20 protein-coding genes are annotated in these 18,884 nt (G+C 38.5%); 19 read left to right on the plus strand and 1 reads right to left on the minus strand.

The features are described from left to right. The first annotated feature begins 30 nt into the window (after nucleotides 1-30). The 6 genes from dnaK to deoC all read left to right on the plus strand — a co-directional run bounded on the left by dnaK (nucleotide 31) and on the right by deoC (nucleotide 7,230). Nucleotides 31-1,866 carry a molecular chaperone DnaK gene (dnaK, locus tag BR30_RS0102065; RefSeq protein ID WP_026563528.1) on the plus strand — a complete coding sequence of 612 codons (1,836 nt, stop codon included), beginning with the start codon at nucleotides 31-33 and terminating at the stop codon, nucleotides 1,864-1,866. A 248-nt stretch (nucleotides 1,867-2,114) separates the two neighbouring features. Beyond that, the gene (gene dnaJ / locus BR30_RS0102070; protein ID WP_026563529.1) at nucleotides 2,115-3,242 is read left to right on the plus strand and encodes a molecular chaperone DnaJ; all 1,128 of its coding nucleotides are present in this window, start codon (nucleotides 2,115-2,117) and stop codon (nucleotides 3,240-3,242) included. An 18-nt stretch (nucleotides 3,243-3,260) separates the two neighbouring features. After that, the gene (prmA, locus tag BR30_RS0102075; protein ID WP_026563530.1) at nucleotides 3,261-4,202 is read left to right on the plus strand and encodes a 50S ribosomal protein L11 methyltransferase; all 942 of its coding nucleotides are present in this window, start codon (nucleotides 3,261-3,263) and stop codon (nucleotides 4,200-4,202) included. Between the two features lie 107 nt (nucleotides 4,203-4,309). Beyond that, the gene (locus BR30_RS0102080) at nucleotides 4,310-5,059 is read left to right on the plus strand and encodes a 16S rRNA (uracil(1498)-N(3))-methyltransferase (protein WP_026563531.1); all 750 of its coding nucleotides are present in this window, start codon (nucleotides 4,310-4,312) and stop codon (nucleotides 5,057-5,059) included. A 6-nt stretch (nucleotides 5,060-5,065) separates the two neighbouring features. After that, on the plus strand, nucleotides 5,066-6,433 hold the full coding sequence (gene mtaB / locus BR30_RS0102085; RefSeq protein ID WP_026563532.1) for a tRNA (N(6)-L-threonylcarbamoyladenosine(37)-C(2))-methylthiotransferase MtaB: 1,368 nt from the start codon (nucleotides 5,066-5,068) through the stop codon (nucleotides 6,431-6,433). A 122-nt stretch (nucleotides 6,434-6,555) separates the two neighbouring features. Beyond that, entirely contained in the window at nucleotides 6,556-7,230 is a 675-nt protein-coding gene (deoC, locus tag BR30_RS0102090; protein ID WP_035444944.1) for a deoxyribose-phosphate aldolase, read from the plus strand. 380 nt (nucleotides 7,231-7,610) lie between these two features. Here the strand turns inward: deoC and BR30_RS0102095 are convergent, their stop codons facing one another. Then, nucleotides 7,611-8,552, minus strand: a complete 942-nt coding sequence (locus BR30_RS0102095; protein ID WP_026563534.1) for a Na/Pi symporter — start codon at nucleotides 8,550-8,552, stop codon at nucleotides 7,611-7,613. 216 nt (nucleotides 8,553-8,768) lie between these two features. Here BR30_RS0102095 and rpsU point away from each other — a divergent pair, with 216 nt between their 5' ends. From rpsU to BR30_RS35595, 13 genes are all read left to right on the plus strand, one after another. Continuing rightward, nucleotides 8,769-8,942 carry a 30S ribosomal protein S21 gene (gene rpsU, locus BR30_RS0102100; protein ID WP_015595024.1) on the plus strand — a complete coding sequence of 58 codons (174 nt, stop codon included), beginning with the start codon at nucleotides 8,769-8,771 and terminating at the stop codon, nucleotides 8,940-8,942. A 15-nt stretch (nucleotides 8,943-8,957) separates the two neighbouring features. Then, the gene (locus BR30_RS0102105) at nucleotides 8,958-9,404 is read left to right on the plus strand and encodes a GatB/YqeY domain-containing protein (RefSeq protein ID WP_026563535.1); all 447 of its coding nucleotides are present in this window, start codon (nucleotides 8,958-8,960) and stop codon (nucleotides 9,402-9,404) included. 122 nt (nucleotides 9,405-9,526) lie between these two features. Next, a complete protein-coding gene (locus tag BR30_RS0102110; protein ID WP_026563536.1) occupies nucleotides 9,527-10,162 on the plus strand; it encodes an NfeD family protein in 636 nt (211 codons plus the stop codon). A 15-nt stretch (nucleotides 10,163-10,177) separates the two neighbouring features. Next, nucleotides 10,178-11,170: a flotillin-like protein FloA gene (gene floA / locus BR30_RS0102115; RefSeq protein ID WP_026563537.1), complete on the plus strand. Its 993-nt coding sequence runs from the start codon at nucleotides 10,178-10,180 to the stop codon at nucleotides 11,168-11,170. A 32-nt stretch (nucleotides 11,171-11,202) separates the two neighbouring features. Then, entirely contained in the window at nucleotides 11,203-11,640 is a 438-nt protein-coding gene (locus BR30_RS0102120) for a hypothetical protein (RefSeq protein ID WP_026563538.1), read from the plus strand. A gap of 87 nt (nucleotides 11,641-11,727) precedes the next feature. Continuing rightward, nucleotides 11,728-12,030 carry a sporulation protein YqfC gene (yqfC, locus tag BR30_RS0102125; protein ID WP_026563539.1) on the plus strand — a complete coding sequence of 101 codons (303 nt, stop codon included), beginning with the start codon at nucleotides 11,728-11,730 and terminating at the stop codon, nucleotides 12,028-12,030. Then, complete coding sequence (gene yqfD / locus BR30_RS0102130; protein ID WP_026563540.1) at nucleotides 12,027-13,220, plus strand: sporulation protein YqfD; 1,194 nt, start codon at nucleotides 12,027-12,029, stop codon at nucleotides 13,218-13,220. Before yqfC ends, yqfD begins: the two co-directional genes overlap by 4 nt. Beyond that, nucleotides 13,217-14,185 (plus strand): PhoH family protein, encoded by a 969-nt coding sequence (locus BR30_RS0102135; protein WP_026563541.1) that lies wholly within the window; start codon nucleotides 13,217-13,219, stop codon nucleotides 14,183-14,185. The genes yqfD and BR30_RS0102135 overlap by 4 nt, the downstream gene beginning before the upstream one ends. Nucleotides 14,186-14,390: 205 nt before the next feature. Further along, complete coding sequence (locus tag BR30_RS0102140) at nucleotides 14,391-16,562, plus strand: HD family phosphohydrolase (RefSeq protein ID WP_026563542.1); 2,172 nt, start codon at nucleotides 14,391-14,393, stop codon at nucleotides 16,560-16,562. Next, nucleotides 16,559-17,029, plus strand: a complete 471-nt coding sequence (gene ybeY, locus BR30_RS0102145) for an rRNA maturation RNase YbeY (RefSeq protein ID WP_026563543.1) — start codon at nucleotides 16,559-16,561, stop codon at nucleotides 17,027-17,029. Before BR30_RS0102140 ends, ybeY begins: the two co-directional genes overlap by 4 nt. Next, a complete protein-coding gene (locus BR30_RS0102150; RefSeq protein WP_026563544.1) occupies nucleotides 17,013-17,393 on the plus strand; it encodes a diacylglycerol kinase family protein in 381 nt (126 codons plus the stop codon). The genes ybeY and BR30_RS0102150 overlap by 17 nt, the downstream gene beginning before the upstream one ends. 264 nt (nucleotides 17,394-17,657) lie before the next feature. After that, nucleotides 17,658-18,581 carry a GTPase Era gene (gene era, locus BR30_RS0102155; protein ID WP_026563545.1) on the plus strand — a complete coding sequence of 308 codons (924 nt, stop codon included), beginning with the start codon at nucleotides 17,658-17,660 and terminating at the stop codon, nucleotides 18,579-18,581. A gap of 159 nt (nucleotides 18,582-18,740) precedes the next feature. Beyond that, the gene (locus BR30_RS35595; RefSeq protein ID WP_066257674.1) at nucleotides 18,741-18,884 is read left to right on the plus strand and encodes a YqzL family protein; all 144 of its coding nucleotides are present in this window, start codon (nucleotides 18,741-18,743) and stop codon (nucleotides 18,882-18,884) included.

Below are 18,884 nucleotides of genomic sequence, written 5' to 3' on the forward strand. Positions count from 1 at the left end.
ACTACATATTTTTTCTAGGAGGAAAAGGAAATGAGTAAAATTATCGGTATCGACCTTGGTACAACCAACTCTTGTGTTGCTGTCCTTGAAGGTGGCGAACCAAAGGTTATTCCAAATCCAGAAGGGAATCGTACGGCTCCTTCCGTAATCGCCTTTAAAAATGGGGAACGCCAAGTTGGTGAAGTGGCTAAACGTCAAGCAATTACAAATCCAAACACTATCATGTCCATCAAACGTCATATGGGCACAAATTATAAAGTGGAAATTGAAGGTAAAGAGTATACACCACAAGAATTATCTGCGATTATTCTTCAATACTTAAAGTCTTATGCAGAAGATTATCTAGGCGAGCCAGTTACAAAGGCAGTAATTACAGTACCAGCGTACTTTAATGATGCAGAACGTCAAGCAACAAAAGATGCAGGGAAAATTGCTGGTCTTGAAGTAGAACGTATTATCAACGAGCCAACTGCAGCTGCACTTGCATATGGATTAGACAAAACCGACGAAGATCAAACAATACTTGTTTATGACCTTGGCGGTGGTACATTTGACGTTTCAATCCTAGAATTAGGCGATGGAGTTTTCCAAGTTAAATCAACTGCTGGTGATAATCGCCTTGGCGGAGATGATTTTGACCAAGTCGTTATTGATTACCTTGTAGACCAATTCAAAAAAGAAAATGGAATTGACCTCTCACAAGATAAAATGGCACTACAACGCTTAAAGGATGCGGCTGAAAAGGCGAAAAAGGACTTATCAGGTGTAACTTCTACGCAAATTTCATTACCATTTATCACTGCTGGTGCCGCTGGTCCGCTTCACCTTGAAGTAACCATGACTAGAGCAAAGTTTGACGAATTATCTGCTCATCTTGTAGAGCGTACAATGGGTCCAACTCGCCAAGCATTAAGCGATGCTGGTTTAACGCCTTCAGAAATTGATAAAGTAATCCTAGTTGGTGGTTCAACACGTATTCCGGCTGTTCAAGAAGCAATTAAAAAAGCGACAGGACAAGAGCCGCATCGTGGGGTTAACCCAGATGAAGTGGTAGCAATGGGTGCTGCGATTCAAGGTGGAGTTATTACTGGGGATGTAAAAGACGTTGTATTGCTTGACGTTACACCACTTTCCCTTGGTATTGAAACAATGGGTGGTGTATTTACGAAGCTAATCGATCGTAATACAACAATCCCTACATCTAAATCACAAGTGTTCTCAACTGCTGCTGATAATCAGACTGCTGTTGATATCCATGTTCTTCAAGGGGAACGTCCAATGGCTGCTAATAACAAGACATTAGGACGCTTCCAATTATCTGATATTCCACCGGCACCACGTGGAATTCCGCAAATTGAAGTGAACTTTGACATCGATAAGAACGGTATCGTAAATGTTCGTGCAAAAGACCTTGGCACAAATAAAGAACAACAAATCACAATTAAGTCTTCAACTGGACTATCAGATGAAGAAATTCAAAACATGGTTAGAGAAGCTGAAGAAAACGCAGAAGCAGATAGACTGCGTAAAGAAGAAGTGGAACTTCGTAACGAAGCAGATCAACTTGTCTTTACAACCGAAAAGACCTTAAAGGATCTTGAAGGTAAGGTTGATGCTGGTGAAGTAGCTCAAGCTAATGAAGCTAAGGATGCGTTAAAAGCTGCGATTGAGAAAAACGACCTTGAAGAAATCCGTGCGAAAAAGGATGCATTACAAGAAATCGTTCAAGCTCTAACAGTTAAACTTTATGAACAAGCGGCAGCTGCTCAGCAAGCCCAACAGGGTGGCCCTGAAGCTGGAAATACTGCAGGTCCTAAAGATGATGTTGTTGACGCAGAATTTGAAGAAGTAAAAGAAGATAAGTAGAAAAGCGGAAGCGCCTTGTTCAGGGGCGACAGGCATAAGACGAGCTGGCGAGAAGGTTGCTTTTTACCTTCTTGACAGATTGGCTTATGACCCCGAGCCCCTAGGCGCTGGAGCTAGACATTTATAAGAGTTTTTACAGCTCAGAAAAAAGTCAAAGTCAGAACTATGGGCTTTGGCTTTTTTATTGCATTAACATTGTGATGAATGATACAATAACCTTTATGTGACAGATTCGGGAGTGGGTAATCATGAGTAAACGGGATTACTATGAAGTACTAGGGCTTAGTAAAAGTGCTTCAAAGGATGAAATAAAAAAAGCCTATCGAAAGCTATCAAAACAATATCATCCAGATATAAATAAAGCAGCAGATGCGGCAGATAAATTTAAAGAAATAACAGAAGCATATGAAGTATTAAGCGATGATCAGAAAAAGGCCCATTATGATCAATTCGGCCATACAGATCCAAACCAAGGCTTTGGCGGTAGCGATTTTGGCGGCGGCTTTGGAGGATTTGAAGATATCTTTAATACTTTCTTTGGCGGCGGTGGAGGCGGAAGAAGACGTGATCCAAACGCACCAAGACAAGGAGCAGATCTTCAATACACGATGACGGTTTCTTTTGAAGAAGCAGCCTTTGGGAAAGAAACAGATATTGAAATTCCGCGCGAAGAAACTTGTGGAACATGCAGTGGTTCTGGTGCAAAACCTGGAACGAAACCAGAAACATGCCAGCACTGTCATGGAACAGGTCAGTTAAATGTAGAGCAAAATACTCCATTTGGAAGAATCGTCAATCGACGTACCTGCAATCACTGTAATGGGACTGGGAAAGAAATTAAACATAAATGTTCTACTTGCGATGGAAAAGGAAAAGTACAAAAACGCAAGAAAATTCATGTTAAAATCCCTGCGGGCATTGATGATGGTCAACAACTCCGCATGACAGGACAGGGAGAAGCAGGAATTAACGGTGGACCTCCAGGAGATCTTTATGTTGTATTCCATGTAAGGCAACATGAGTTTTTTGAAAGAGATGGCGATGATATTTATTGTGAAATGCCGATCACTTTCGTTCAAGCATCATTAGGTGATGAGATTGAAGTACCTACCTTACACGGGAAAGTGAAACTGAAAATTCCTGCAGGTACACAAACGGGGAAAAAATTCCGTTTAAAAGGAAAAGGTGTTCCTAACGTTCGAGGATACGGTGTTGGCGATCAATATATTATTGTTCGGATTATTACCCCAACAAAGTTATCGGATAAACAGAAGCAGCTTTTAAAGGAATTCGCAGAGCTTAGTGGCTCTTCTCCAATTGGTGAACACGAAGAAAGTTTTTTCTCAAAAGTAAAACGTGCCTTTAAAAGCGAGTAAGGATTGGAGTTGGTAGATGTGAAATGGTCTGAAATCAGTATTCACACAACAAATGAGGCGATTGAACCTATTTCTCATATTTTGCACGAAGCTGGGGCGAGTGGCGTAGTCATTGAAGATCCATTTGAACTGACGAAAGAAAGACAAGATCAATTTGGAGAAATCTATCAACTCAATCCCGATGATTATCCAGATGAAGGTGTGATTTTAAAGGCGTACCTTCCGGTTAATAGCTTTTTAGGTGAAACGGTGGATGCAATTAAAGAATCCATTAATAATTTGATTATTCATAATATCGATATCGGTAAAAATAAAGTGACAATAAGTGAAGTAAATGAAGAAGAATGGGCAACAGCATGGAAAAAATATTATCATCCTGTGAAAATTTCTGAAAAATTTACAATAGTACCGACTTGGGAGATTTATACTCCGGTCAGCAGTGATGAATTAATAATTGAATTAGATCCAGGAATGGCGTTTGGAACTGGAACACACCCGACTACTGTCTTGTGTATTCAGGCTCTTGAAAGAACTGTTCGTCCTGGTGACCGGGTTATCGATGTTGGAACAGGTTCGGGGGTATTAAGCATTGCAGCAGCTATGCTAGGTGCCGAAGATGTTCGTGCATTTGATCTTGATGAAGTAGCAGTAACAACAGCAAGAGTGAATATTAAACTTAATAAAGTAAGTGATCGAGCAGTTACTGCCCAAAATAATCTACTAGATGGTGTAGAGGAAAATTCTGCTGATGTTGTTGTAGCTAATATTTTGGCCGAGGTTATTTTACGGTTTACTGATGATGCTGCAAGAGTTGTCAAACCTGGCGGATCATTCATTGCCTCTGGAATCATCCAGCAGAAAAAAGATCAAGTCAAAGATGCGTTAGTTGCTGTTGGCTTTGAGATATCCGAAACAATTTTGATGGAAGATTGGGTTGCTATTGTTGCCAAACGGATATAATGGTTGAATAAGAGGGGTAACATACCCCTTTTTTTCGTGCCATGCTTTTAGAACAGACTTTTCTTTAGTAAAATTAAGTGTAAATGGTTTAGAGAGGGTGCAAAAGTGTGCAACGATACTTTGTTAAACAACGAGCAAATGACAGGAGCTTTTTGATTGATGATGAAGACCGCCATCATATCGTAAAAGTTATGCGCATGCAAATTGGTGACCAAATTATTTGCGTTAATCTAGAAGGGAAGCAAGCAGTATGTGCTCTTGCAGAAATTACCGATACAAGTGTTGTTGCAGACGTTGTACAATGGATAGATGAGGTTTCCGAACTGCCCATTACAATTACGATTGCAAGTGGGCTGCCTAAAGGGGACAAGTTGGAATGGATTATCCAAAAAGGAACAGAACTAGGTGCGCATCAATTCCTTCCATTTTCAGCAGCTCGTTCAGTCGTTAAATGGGATGAAAAAAAAGCAGCGAAAAAAGTAGACAGATGGCAAAAGATTGCAAAAGAAGCTGCGGAGCAATCCCATCGTGCCTTTTTACCAGATGTCATGAGTGCAATTAGCTTTAAAGATTTGCTATTAAAAAGCAAAGATTTTCATTATAAATTAGTTGCCTTTGAGGAAGAGAGTAGAAATGGGGAAACTTCCGTTTTTGCTGATACGCTTAAAAAAATCAATAAGGGCGAAACACTCCTTATCGTTTTTGGCCCAGAAGGCGGCTTAACTGATGAAGAAGTTAAGCAATTAAAGGATCATGAATTTGCAGTTTGTGGGTTAGGTCCGAGAATATTACGTACCGAAACAGCCCCTTTATATGCACTATCAGCAATTTCCTATCATTTTGAATTAATGAGGTGAAAAATAATGGCAACAGTTGCGTTTCATACTTTAGGTTGTAAAGTAAATCATTATGAAACTGAAGCTATTTGGCAGTTATTCAAACAAGAAGGTTACGAACGGGTTGATTTTGAATCAATTTCGGACGTCTATATTATCAATACATGTACAGTAACAAATACAGGCGACAAAAAAAGCCGTCAAGTCATTCGTCGTGCCGTTAGGAAAAATCCTGATGCGGTTATTTGTGTAACAGGATGTTACGCGCAAACATCCCCTGCAGAAATTATGGCTATTCCAGGTGTTGATGTTGTTGTGGGAACACAGGACCGGATAAAAATGCTTGAATATATTGAGCAATATAAGCTTGAGCGTCAGCCAATTAATGGGGTTGGCAATATCATGAAAAGCCGCGTCTATGAAGAACTAGATGTTCCCTCCTTTACAGACAGGACTCGCGCTTCTTTAAAAATCCAAGAAGGCTGTAACAATTTCTGTACGTTCTGTATTATTCCTTGGGCCCGTGGCTTAATGAGATCACGTGATCCGAAGGAAGTAATTCGGCAAGCTCAGCAATTAGTTGATGCAGGTTATCAGGAAATTGTTCTTACAGGTATTCACACAGGCGGATATGGGGAAGACATGAAGGATTACAATCTTGCCCAATTACTTCGTGATTTGGAAGCAGTAAAAGGACTAAAGCGCCTGCGCATATCATCCATAGAAGCAAGTCAGATTACTGATGAAGTTATTGAAGTGATTAAACATTCTCCTATTGTGGTCCGACATTTGCATATTCCGTTACAATCAGGGTCGAATTCTGTCTTAAAAAGAATGCGCCGTAAATATACAATGGAGTTCTTTGGAGAAAGATTAGACCGACTAAAAGAAGTTCTTCCAGGCCTTGCTGTCACGTCGGACGTCATTGTCGGTTTCCCAGGTGAAACTGAGGGAGAGTTTATGGAAACGTATAATTTTATTAACGAACATAAGTTTTCTGAGCTTCATGTGTTCCCTTATTCTAAACGGACAGGAACACCCGCTGCGCGGATGGAAGACCAAGTAGATGAAGAAATTAAAAATGAACGAGTTCATCGTCTCATCACGCTTTCCGATCAATTGGCAAAAGAATATGCTTCAAGATTTGAGGGTGAAGTCCTAGAAGTGATTCCTGAAGAGGTATCAGCAGAAGAAGCCAATTCGGGTTATCTAATCGGATACACTGATAATTACATGAAAGTTATTTTCTCGGCACCAGAGGATATGATTGGTAAAATTGTTAAAGTCAAAATTAACCAAGCCGGATACCCATACAATCGTGGGCAATTTGTTAAGGTTGTTGAGGATTCTATATCCAAGACAGAATTGTTTATTGAAGAAGAAGCTGCCATTTAAGGACCATTTAGGTCCTTTTTTTTTATGGTGTTTAGGTTAAACTATTGACAGCAGCAAATTACTTTCAGATTCACTCAGTTCTTTTTTGAAAATACGAATGGAAAATCGAAGGGAGTATGTTCATGTCTACTACAAATATTGCTGCAATGATTGATCATACCCTACTTAAGCCCGAAGCGACAAAACAGCAAATTGAAGCCCTCTGCCACGAGGCAAAGGAATATAAATTTGCTTCGGTTTGCGTAAACCCAACATGGGTAAGTACCGCAAAGGAATTGTTGCAAGGCAGTGGAGTGATGGTTTGTACCGTAATTGGATTTCCATTAGGGGCGACTACTTCTGAAACAAAAGCATTTGAAACTAAGAACGCTATTGAGCATGGTGCAGAAGAAGTGGATATGGTCATTAATATTGGAGCCCTAAAAGATCATAACGATGAATTAGTGGAAAATGATATCCGAGCAGTTGTTGAGGCTGCAAAGGGTAAGGCACATACAAAGGTGATTATTGAAAATAGTCTGTTATCCAAAGAAGAAAAAATTCGTGCCTGTGAGCTAGCCTTGAAGGCTGGTGCAGATTTTGTTAAAACTTCCACAGGATTCTCTACAGGTGGAGCCACACCTGAGGACATTGCCTTAATGAGGAAAACAGTCGGTCCGGACATGGGTGTAAAAGCATCCGGTGGAGTTAGAAGTACAGAAGATGTCCAAAAAATGATTGAGGCCGGCGCAACTAGAATCGGGGCAAGTTCTAGTATCGCGATCGTTAATGGTCTTACAGTCACATCAAATTATTAAATATTGCGAGTGAATGAGAAAAAAAGCATAGAGCGGGCACTGTGAGAAGTCCACAGTGCCCGGTAATAAGAAAAAATACATAGAGCGGGCACTATGAGAAGTTCACAGTGCCCGTGAATAAGAAAAAATACATAGAGCGGGCACTATGAGAAGTTCACAGTGCCCGTGAATAAGAAAAAATACATAGAGCGGGCACTGTGAGAAGTCCACAGTGCCCGGTAATAAGAAAAAAAGCATAGAGCGGGCACTGTGAGAAGTCCACTGTGAGAAGTCCACTGTGAGAAGTCCACTGTGAGAAGTCCACAGTTCCCATTGAGCTAGAAAAAGGTCTAGAATGGGAACTATTAAAAGTACATAATCCTTCATTCCTACCCTCATTATCATGTTAATGGTCTTTTGGGTGGTTTATCATGTAAGAATAAAATCATCTTTCCAAATCTCGTTGCAAAAGGTAAGACAATTATCGATGTCACTACATTAAAAATGACACTGATATGTGCTAATTGTACATTTTTTGTATCTGCAAGAAGTGAAGCATTTTCAGTAAGTGTTGGGATTAGTGGGATAAAAAGCAAAACCCCAAATACATTGAGCCAAACATGCGCAAATGCAGCTAATCTCGATTCCTTGCCGCCTCCAATCGAAGCAATAAGAGCGGTGATGCATGTACCAATATTCGCACCAAGGACAATAGCTATACCTGCATCAAGCTGCAAAAGACCAGTTAATAAAAAACTCATTGCAATTCCTGTCATCGCTGTACTTGATTGAATAATAGCTGTAATAATTGTACCAGTTAACAGGCTTAAAAGAATATGATCATTAATTGAAAGGATAAAATTATTGATAAAATTCATTGATGTTAATGGTACAGCAAGCATCTCGAAACCTTTCATAGATGCAAAAACAGAAGAGATACCAAATAGCAGCATCCCGATACTTCTCGCTTTTTTATTTTTAAATAAAATAAGCAATGCGCCACAAATGGCGAGAGGAACGAGGACTTTATCAATATTAAATGTAATTAATTCTGTTTTAAAGGTAGTTCCAATATTTGTGCCGAGAATAATCCCAATTGACTGAGGGAAGGTCATTATTCTTGCTGAAATTAACCCAATTGTAATTACCATTACGGCGGTACTGCTTTGTAAAAGTGCAGTAATAAATGTCCCTGTCAGCATTCCTTTTAAGGGAGTACTAGTCAGTTTTATCAGCCAACCCTTTAATTTATTTGCAGATAAATTAAACAGTGCAAATCTAATAATGGTCATCCCAAAGATAAATAATAAAATGCAAAGAACAAATAATAATATGTATAGCATTATATTGGCCCCCCTCGCTTCATTGTATGGTAGTACCAAGAGGGACATGCCACTTTTTAAGGGGATATTTAGACTAGCTTTCGTTTATTTGAATAAAAAAAAAAAAGCTTGTTTTATCAGTGCGAATTTCAGTTGACCTTGTATCAAGGTTATATTATAATTGCAAGGTACATGGATTGAATGTAAGTGTGTTGTGTTCGGAGGGAGGGAAAGAGAATGTCTAAAACTGTTGTTCGTAAAAACGAATCGCTTGAAGATGCTCTTCGTCGCTTCAAACGTACGGTATCTAAATCTGGTACTATACAAGAAGCTAGAAAGCGCGAATTCTATGAAAAGCCTAGTGTAAAACGCAAGAAGAAGTCTGAGGCTGCTAGAAAACGTAAGTTCTAAGAGAGGGTGTATGTAATGAGTCTTCTCGAGCGTTTAAATAATGATATGAAGCAAGCGATGAAAAATAAGGAAAAAGACAAACTCTCAGTCATTCGGATGGTTAAAGCTTCATTGCAAAATGAAGCTATTAAGCTCGGTACGAAAGAGCTTGCCGAAGATGTTGAGTTAACGGTCCTTTCTCGCGAAGTAAAACAACGCAAAGACTCCCTCCATGAATTTGGTAAAGCTGGTCGTGAAGACCTAGTTGATAAGTTGCGCACGGAGTTGGCTATTGTTGAATTATATATGCCAAAACAGCTTTCTGAAGAGGAACTGGCAGAGGTCGTTAAAGAAACGATTTCTGAAGTCGGCGCAAAATCAAAAGCAGAAATGGGAAAAGTGATGTCTGCAATTATGCCTAAAGTAAAGGGTAAAGCAGATGGGGCACTTGTAAATAAACTTGTACAACAACACCTTTCATAGTATTCTGACATAAAGACTGCAGGTCTCTGGCCTGCAGTCTTTTTAATTTTAATAATGAAACTTAATTTATCTACATACGTAATAAGTATAGTCGAGACTTAAGAAAGAAAGGGGGCTCTCGAATGACGCAATTTCTTACTGACCCGATTGTTGTAACCATCCTTCTGTCGATTGCGGGAATCGGAATTGTACTGGAGCTATTTTCAACAAAGTTTGGTGTGGCAGGATTTATCGGTGTGTTAGCGCTCACTTTATTCTTTTATGGCCATTTCCAAGCAGGTCTTGCAGGCTATGGCACCTTACTATTATTTGTGGCTGGTTTAATCCTTATATTCCTCGAGTTCTTTTTACCTGGAGCTATTGCAGGTACACTAGGGGTCGCTGCATTAATATTAAGTCTTTTTTTAGCAGGAGAAGATACAATCCAAATTAGCGTATCTATCTTAATAGCTATTTTCTTATCCGTATTAGTTTTCTTTATGATGATTAAGATTTTTAATAAAAAACTTGTTCTATTTAATAAAATGGTCCTATTTGATTCAGCTAGGAAAGAAGACGGATATGTCTCCAATATTAACAGGACTGATTTGTTGGGGAAGGAAGGTTTCGCCCTAACGATATTGAGGCCCGCTGGAACGGTTATTATTGATAATGAACGAGTCGATGTAGTTAGTGAAGGAGGATTTATCGAGCAGAACGCTCTCGTTAAAGTGATAAAAGTCGAAGGGGCACGTATTGTTGTAAGAGAGTTAAATTAAGAAGGGGGTTTAAATATGTTAGCTAGTAACGGAACGATTTTTATTATTGCGGTTGTAGTAGTCGCCTTAATATTATTTGGGATTTTATTATCATTTGTACCGGTCATGTTGTGGATTTCTGCTCTGGCAGCAGGTGTGCGTATCAGTATCTTTACATTAGTTGGAATGAGGCTTAGGAGGGTAACGCCAAGCAGGGTGGTTAATCCCCTTATAAAGGCCCATAAAGCGGGTTTAAACGTTACCACTAATCAACTGGAGAGCCATTACCTAGCCGGCGGTAATGTTGACAGAGTTGTAAATGCTCTAATTGCGGCACACCGGGCAAATATTGAATTATCCTTTGAACGTTGTGCTGCTATTGATCTAGCTGGTCGTGATGTTTTAGAAGCGGTTCAGATGAGTGTTAACCCGAAGGTCATTGAGACGCCATTTATCGCTGGTGTGGCAATGAATGGAATTGAAGTAAAGGCGAAAGCAAGAATTACTGTTCGAGCTAACATCGAACGACTTGTTGGTGGTGCGGGGGAAGAAACAGTTGTTGCTCGTGTCGGGGAAGGTGTTGTCTCTACCATTGGTTCCTCAGATAGTCATAGCAAGGTTCTTGAGAATCCAGATTTAATTTCCCAAACTGTCCTTTCCAAAGGCCTAGATGCTGGAACGGCCTTTGAAATCCTCTCCATCGATATTGCGGATGTAGATATCGGTAAAAATATTGGGGCTGAATTACAAACAGAGCAAGCAGAAGCAGATAAGAAAATTGCTCAAGCGAAAGCAGAAGAGCGCAGGGCGATGGCTGTGGCTCTCGAACAAGAAATGAAAGCAAAGGTTCAAGAGATGAGGGCTAAGGTTGTAGAATCTGAGGCAGAGGTTCCTCTGGCAATGGCTCAAGCACTTAAATCGGGCAATATAGGTGTAATGGATTATATGAACTATAAAAATATTTCAGCAGACACTGATATGAGAGGTTCTATCGGTAAGATGACTGGAGACAAAAAAGACGGACAATAATCCACTTTGGGATATGAAAGGGGTGGAGATTATTGGAAAGCATACTATTTATGATTATCATCGGTATTGTTTCTATCGTTTTCCGTAATGCCAAAGGGAAGAAAGGAGCATCTAGAAACAAAACATTTTCAAAGGAAACTTTTGAGGAAATTCGAACTTTGGTAAAAAAACAACTGGATTTTGAAGAATCCCGAACAAATGGCCCATTAAAATCAAAGAATATTCCAGATATTCCAAAAGATAATCTTGAAAATAAATACCTTCAACTAAAACAAGGGACTGAGGTCAAACGGATCGGAATGTCCGTTGCCCAACAAAAGACTGATAAAGTAGAAGTAACTCCTAGACAGGAAGATGGAAGCGACATCTCCCTTAATCCTGATGAAAAAACGCTTATTAACAGTATTGTCTGGGCTGAGATTCTTGGGGAACCACGGTCTAAAAAGCCATACCGTCCGAGAAACAGTTAGTGGTAAATCAACTTAGTTAATACGAAAAAGGTGTGCTAGAACATCCTTTCATTTCATAAATATGAGATGAAAGGGGGTTCTTTTTTTATGGCAAAAAACTGGGCCGGGCGGGTTCGTAACTGGATGGCTAAAAAAATGGATCTTCCTCAAGATGTCATGATGGATTTACCCCGTATTACGATGATTGGGCAAATTCATGTCTATATTGAGAATCATCGGGGGTTGTTGGTATTTACTGATAAAGAACTCCGCTTGCTGTTAAAGCAAGGGCAGTTATTAATAAAGGGTAAATCTTTTGTAATTAAAACAATTTTACCTGAAGAAATTTTGCTTGAAGGGAAAATTGATCAGGTCATTTATATAAATGAAAATCCGGGAGGAACAAAATGAATAACCAGTGGATCGAATTTTTTAATGGCAGGGTTACTGTTAAAGTATCAGGCAAGGGCACTGAACGATTTATAAATGTCCTGACAAGAAATGATTTTCCAATCTGGAATATCAAAAGACATGGAACTGAGACAATAACGTTTAATATGAGGCTTAAAGATGCCAAGAATATTAGACAATATGCTAGGAAAAGTGATTGCTCCATATCCTTCTTACGAAGGAACGGGGTTCCTTTTTTATTTCGCAGAATGCTGAAAAATAGCGGCTTTATAGCAGGTGCAGGAATTTTCTTGTTACTATTATTGGTTCTGTCTAATGTTATCTGGGGAATAGAAATTAAAGGCGCAAAACCAGCAACAGAGTACCAAATCCGTAAAGAATTGGACAAGATGGGTGTGAAAATTGGCAAGTTGCAATTTTTTGTAGATAATGTGGAAGGTATTCAAAGGAAACTGACTAATAATGTTGGAGAATTAACATGGGTTGGTGTGGAGTTAAAAGGGACAACCTTCCACCTCCAGGTAGTCGAAAAAAATGAACCAAAAAAACCGGAAAAATTATCACCGAGGAATCTGATTGCGAAAAAGAAAGCAGTAATTGTTAATATGTACATTGAAAATGGCCAAAAAATGGTGGATATTAATGATCACGTAGAGAGGGGACAACTCCTAGTATCCGGTGCATTTGGTCAAGAAGAAAATCCGGAATTGGTTGCTGCTAAGGGTGAAGTTTGGGGCGAAACTTGGTATAAAAGTCACGTTGAACTCCCGTTAGAAACCAACTTTAAAGTCTATAACGGTAAAGAAAAGGAAAAACATTTTATTTTACTTGGCAATTTTGAACTCCCAGTTTGGGGGTTTGGTAAGCCAGAATTCAGTAATTATGAAACAGAAGAGAATGTTCATAAAATTCATTTCTTGAAGTGGGAATTGCCAGTTTCTTATCTCAATAAGACACTTCGCGAGCGAGAAGAGGTGCAGCGTTCCTATACTAATAAGGAGGCACAACAAATAGCAATTGAACTGGCAAAAAAACAAATAAAAGGGCAGTTAGATGAGGATGCTATCATAAAGGATGAAAAAATTTTACACAAAGCAAATAAAAATGGTAAAGTTATACTGGATATTCATTTTAAGGTGATAGAAAATATTGCGGTCGGACAACCGATTTCCAAGGAGACTAGTGAATGACAGAAAAGTTAACTACCATAAGTGTACAGCTTGAAAATCCTGCAGAAGCAATAAGTTTGCTAGGGAATTCTGATTCCAATTTAAAAATCATTGAACAGGAACTTGGAGTCACAGTCATTACTCGTGGTGAAGCAGTTAGTTTGTCAGGGGACGAAGAAAAGGTTATTCTGGCAGGGCAGATTCTTAATAAATTAATGATTGTGATCCGTAAAGGGATAAATATTAGTCAAAGAGATGTCCTATATGCGGTGCAAATGGCGAATGCAGGGACATTAGAATATTTTGTGAATTTATATGAAGAAGAAATTGGCAAAAATGTAAAAGGTAAAACTATTCGAATTAAAACACTTGGTCAAAGACAATATGTGATGGCCATCAAAAAAAATGACCTTGTATTTGGGATTGGGCCTGCTGGAACGGGTAAAACTTATTTAGCTGTTGTCATGGCTGTTAACGCCCTTAAAAATGGACAGGTAAATAAAATAATCCTAACAAGGCCAGCGGTTGAGGCAGGGGAAAGTCTTGGCTTTTTACCTGGAGACTTAAAGGAAAAAGTGGATCCATATTTAAGACCTTTATACGATGCACTTCACGATGTGTTGGGGGCAGAGCATACACAAAGGTTAATGGAAAGAGGGACAATTGAGATTGCCCCGCTTGCCTATATGAGGGGGCGTACATTGGATGATGCATTTGTCATCTTAGATGAAGCCCAAAATACAACACATGCACAAATGAAAATGTTTTTAACAAGACTTGGCTTTGGGTCCAAAATGGTTATCACTGGGGATCAAACACAAGTTGATTTGCCAAAAGGGGCAAAATCCGGCTTAGTTGCAGCAGAAGCAATCTTAAAAAATGTCAACGGAATATCTTTTATCTTTTTAGAACAAACGGATGTCGTTCGTCATCCGCTCGTTGGAAGAATTATAGAAGCATACGAGAAGAAAGCAATTCAACAATAACAAGGGGGGTAGACCTATAAAGGTTTGCCTCTTTTTTTCTGAAAAATGTAGTAAAAACAAATCTTCTTCTAAAGAAGGTGAAACTTGTACGAAAAACTGTTATCATTTTACATGAAGCAAAAACAGTGAAAATATGACAATTATTGAGAATTGATTTATGAACAAAGTGAATCTGTTTTCAAGGGCAGTGGTTGGAGGGATATAGTTGGGTAAACTTCAGCAATACTTCATACGGATACGTAAGCTGCTGGATATAACTTTCTTTCTAGTACTATTCTTTATAATGTTAGGTACCGTGTTATTAGCAGCAATGTATAGTAATGTAAAACCTGAGAAATTAGATTTAAGCCTATTTTCAGTTGCGGAAAAAACAATTCGTTCGCCAGGAACAGTGGAAGATAGAAAAAGTACAGAAAATAAGCGTAAAGACGCAATAGATCAGGTGCAGGATGTCTATACCTTAAAAAAAGAATATACACAAAATCGAGTGGATTTAATTAGCTCCATTTTTCAAGCCACAGTTGAAATGAATGACGAAATAAAAGAAGAAATTAACAAGCATGCTGAGTTAGCAACAGAAGAAAAACCTGAAAAAGCTGAACCAAGTGATTCAGAAAAAATGGACCGGTTAAAAGCTAAATTAACACCAAATGTCTCCAAGGGACTTTCTGATCAAGTCTTTGTTGCTTTAGTCCAAGCCAGTCATGATGAATTATCGATTGCTAAGGATTTAACTGTTACAGCGATTAATAATGTAATGGCCCAAAGGATTTCTGCAGATGATGTTGAGAATGCCAAGAAAAGGGTAGAGGAAGAATTAAAATACACCACCTTAAATGATAATTTAAGAAGTGGTGTCATCGAATTAGGCAGGTATGCTATTATTCAAAATGAGTTTTATGACCCTAATGCGACCGAGGAACTGAGACAGCAAGCAGTAGAAAGTGTGGAACCTGCCAAAATTCTTCAGGGGCAAATTATTGTTGAAGAAGGAGAGTTAATTAACCAGGATATTTATCGGCAATTAAAGTTAGTCGGTCTCCTTGATAATGAACGATCGTTCAAACCTTTTATCGGCTTAATCGTTCTTATAACGATTATACTATCAGCTCTCTATTTTTATTTTTCTCAAATAAAGTCTATACCAGGAAAAAGGCAGACGGACTTGTTATTATTTGGGATAATATTCATCCTTTCGATACTTATTATGAAAATCATCAGCATGCTGCAAATTTTTAATTTTGCTGGAATTGGCTATTTATTCCCTGCTGCTCTAGGAGGGATGTTAATTAAAATATTAATTGATGAAAAGTTAGCCACACTAATGTCGATTATCATGGCGGTTTGCGGCAGTATTTTATTTAATGAAGGGGTTACAGGGACTTTAAATTTTTCAGAGGGTATCTATATCCTATTCAGTTCCTTAGCGGGTATCCTATTTTTAAGTAAACTTAATCAACGGTCGAAAATCTTTCAGGCAGGCTCCTTTGCGGCACTCGTAAACCTGTTGACAATCTTAGCGTTAATGTATTTACCGAATGGACAATTTACTGGAACTGAGTATGGATATTATCTCATTACAGCCCTTGTTTCAGGGATAGGTTCAGCAGTACTAACGATTGGACTCCTTCCTTTTTTTGAGGCGAGTTTCGGAATCTTATCAACGATGAGGCTAATCGAACTTTCTAATCCCAACCATCCATTGCTTAGAAAAATTTTAATGGAAGCACCAGGTACATATCATCATAGTGTGATGGTCGCTAATTTAGCGGAATCTGCTTGTGAAGCAATTGGAGCGAATGGCCTTTTAGCAAGAGTAGGAAGTTATTATCATGATATTGGAAAAACAAAGCGCCCTAATTTTTATATTGAAAACCAGATGCATCTTGAGAATCCACATGATCGCCTCCCGCCAGATAAAAGTGCGAATATTATTATTGCACATGTAACAGATGGATCTTCTATTTTGAAAAAATACAATTTGCCCAAGGAAATTATTGATATTGCGGAGCAGCATCATGGAACTACCTTACTAAAATTCTTTTACCACAAAGCAGTCCAAGCTGATACTGAGGTTAAGGAAGAAGATTATCGATATCCTGGACCTAAGGCACAAACAAAAGAGTCTGCAGTAGTTGGAATTGCTGATAGTGTGGAAGCGGCTGTTCGCTCTTTATCCCAGCCTACGCCTGAATTAATTGAATCACTAGTTAGGAAAATTGTTGCAGATCGTCTTCAAGATGGACAATTAAACGAATGTGATCTCACAATGAAAGAAATTGAAACGGTTTCTGAAGCGTTATGTGAAACTTTAAAAGGGATTTTTCACTCTAGAATTGAGTATCCAGAATTGATAAAGAAGGTGAAGCAAGCATGACATTACTAATTGATTGTATCGATGAAACAGAAACACTTACAGAAGAACAAATGCTTGAAATCGAACGGGTAATTAACTTTGCCGCAAAAAAACAGGATGTGGAAGAGCATAGTGAGGTTTCTGTCACATTTGTTTCAAATGAAAGAATTCAGGAAATTAATCGAGAATACCGCGATAAAGACAAGCCAACCGATGTTATCTCGTTTGCGATGGAAGAACTAGGGGAAGGTGAAATGGAACTTGTAGGAGCCGATATGCCTCGGGTTTTGGGTGATATCATTATCTCTGTTCCTAAAGCAATAGAACAGGCAGAAGAATATGGACATTCTTTCTTACGTGAACTTGGTTTTCTAGCTGTGCATGGATTCTTGCATCTCCTGGGTTATGATCATATGACGGCAGAAGAAGAGAAAGAAATGTTTACATTGCAGAAGGATATTTTAGACGAATATGGACTCAAACGCTAAACCGGCACAGTTTGGGTTTCTAAGGTCATTTTCGTATGCATTCGCAGGAATTGCAACTGCCTTGAGGGGCGAGAGGAATATGCGCTTCCATTTTTTTAGTTCGATTGTTGTTTTACTTATTTCGTTTTATTTTTCAATTACTAAAACTGAATGGTTATTTATCCTTGTGGCAATAGGAGGAATGTTTGCGCTCGAAATGGTGAATACAGCGATTGAACGAGTAGTAGATCTCGTAACTGGAGAATATCATTCCTTGGCAAAACAGGCTAAAGATTTGGCGGCTGGCGCCGTCTTTGTATATGCCATTCTATCCGTTGTCATTGGGATTGTGATCTTTTTACCTTATATTTTAGCGTTATTTTAGACAGTTAGAATAGGGATTTGACATAATTTGAAATCGAATAATGAATTCGGTAAAATGACTTAACAGCAAAAAAAGTAGACTTGCTGATTTATGAGAAAATTCTAATTTTTTAAATTTTTTCAACTATAAGTAATGATTTTCAATGGATTTTGAGGTAAAATAAAGGAACAGCAGATATCTGCTGGAAGGGAAGAACACGAGTGAATATCGAACACCTAATTGAAGAAGCAATAGTATGTGTAACTGTTACATCGGAGGATTTACATGTTAAATAATGAGAACTCCAGCAAAGGTTATAAGTCAGGTTTTATTTCTATAATAGGCCGGCCCAATGTCGGGAAATCCACATTTCTAAATCGCGTGATTGGCCAAAAAATTGCTATCATGAGTGATAAAGCGCAAACCACTCGTAACAAAATCCAAGGTGTATTAACAGTAAATGATGCACAGATGATATTTATTGATACGCCAGGAATTCATAAACCAAAGCATAAATTAGGCGATTTTATGATGAAGGTAGCAGTGAATACGCTTAAAGAAGTAGATTTGATTTTGTTTATGGTGAATGCCGAAGAAGGGTTTGGACGTGGCGAAGAATTTATCCTTGAAAAATTTCAAACCGTTAATACGCCAATCTTCCTTGTCATTAATAAAATTGATCAAGTTCATCCTGATAAATTATTGCCAATTATTGAATCATATCAAGAAAAATATCCATTTAAAGAAATTGTACCCATCTCAGCGCTTGAAGGTAATAATGTGGAACGATTGCTCGAACAGATTAAGTCTTTCTTGCCTGAGGGGCCACAATACTATCCAGCAGACCAAGTGACAGATCACCCGGAACGCTTTATTATAACAGAGCTAATCAGAGAGAAAGCCCTTCACTTAACAAGAGAAGAAATTCCACACTCACTCGCTGTTGTTCTCGACAAAATGGAACGACGAGAGGGTAAAGACATGATTGATGTCATGGCAACTGTAATTGTTGAACGTGATTCCCAAAAAGGAATCATTATTGGAAAGCAAGGAAGTATGTTAAAAGAAATTGGTAAGCGTGCACGGGCTGATATAGAAAATCTTTTAGGGTCTAAGGTGTATTTAGAGTTATGGGTAAAAGTTCAAAAAGACTGGCGTAATAAGATGTCCCAGCTTCGAGATTATGGTTTTAACGAAGATGAATATTAATAAATAAGCCCTAACTAAAATATTACCGTTTATTTTAAATTATGCATGGACAACATTAACAAATATTTCGTCTTATGATTTTTGCGCTGGCAGGCTATGATAATTGTAAGGTTTGGGACCGAATGATAGCTAGTCTAAATATGAAAGGTGGGGTTTTCGATGATGGATTTTACGTGGAAAGTATTCCTCCAAACAGGTAATATTGACACATATCTTCTCATTAAAGAACTAGAGAAGGAAAACCAGGAAATACCCGGAAATCTGAATGATGAGCTAGCACAAATCGATTTTCCCGTTTCATAA

This window comes from Bacillus sp. UNC41MFS5 (assembly GCF_000686805.1).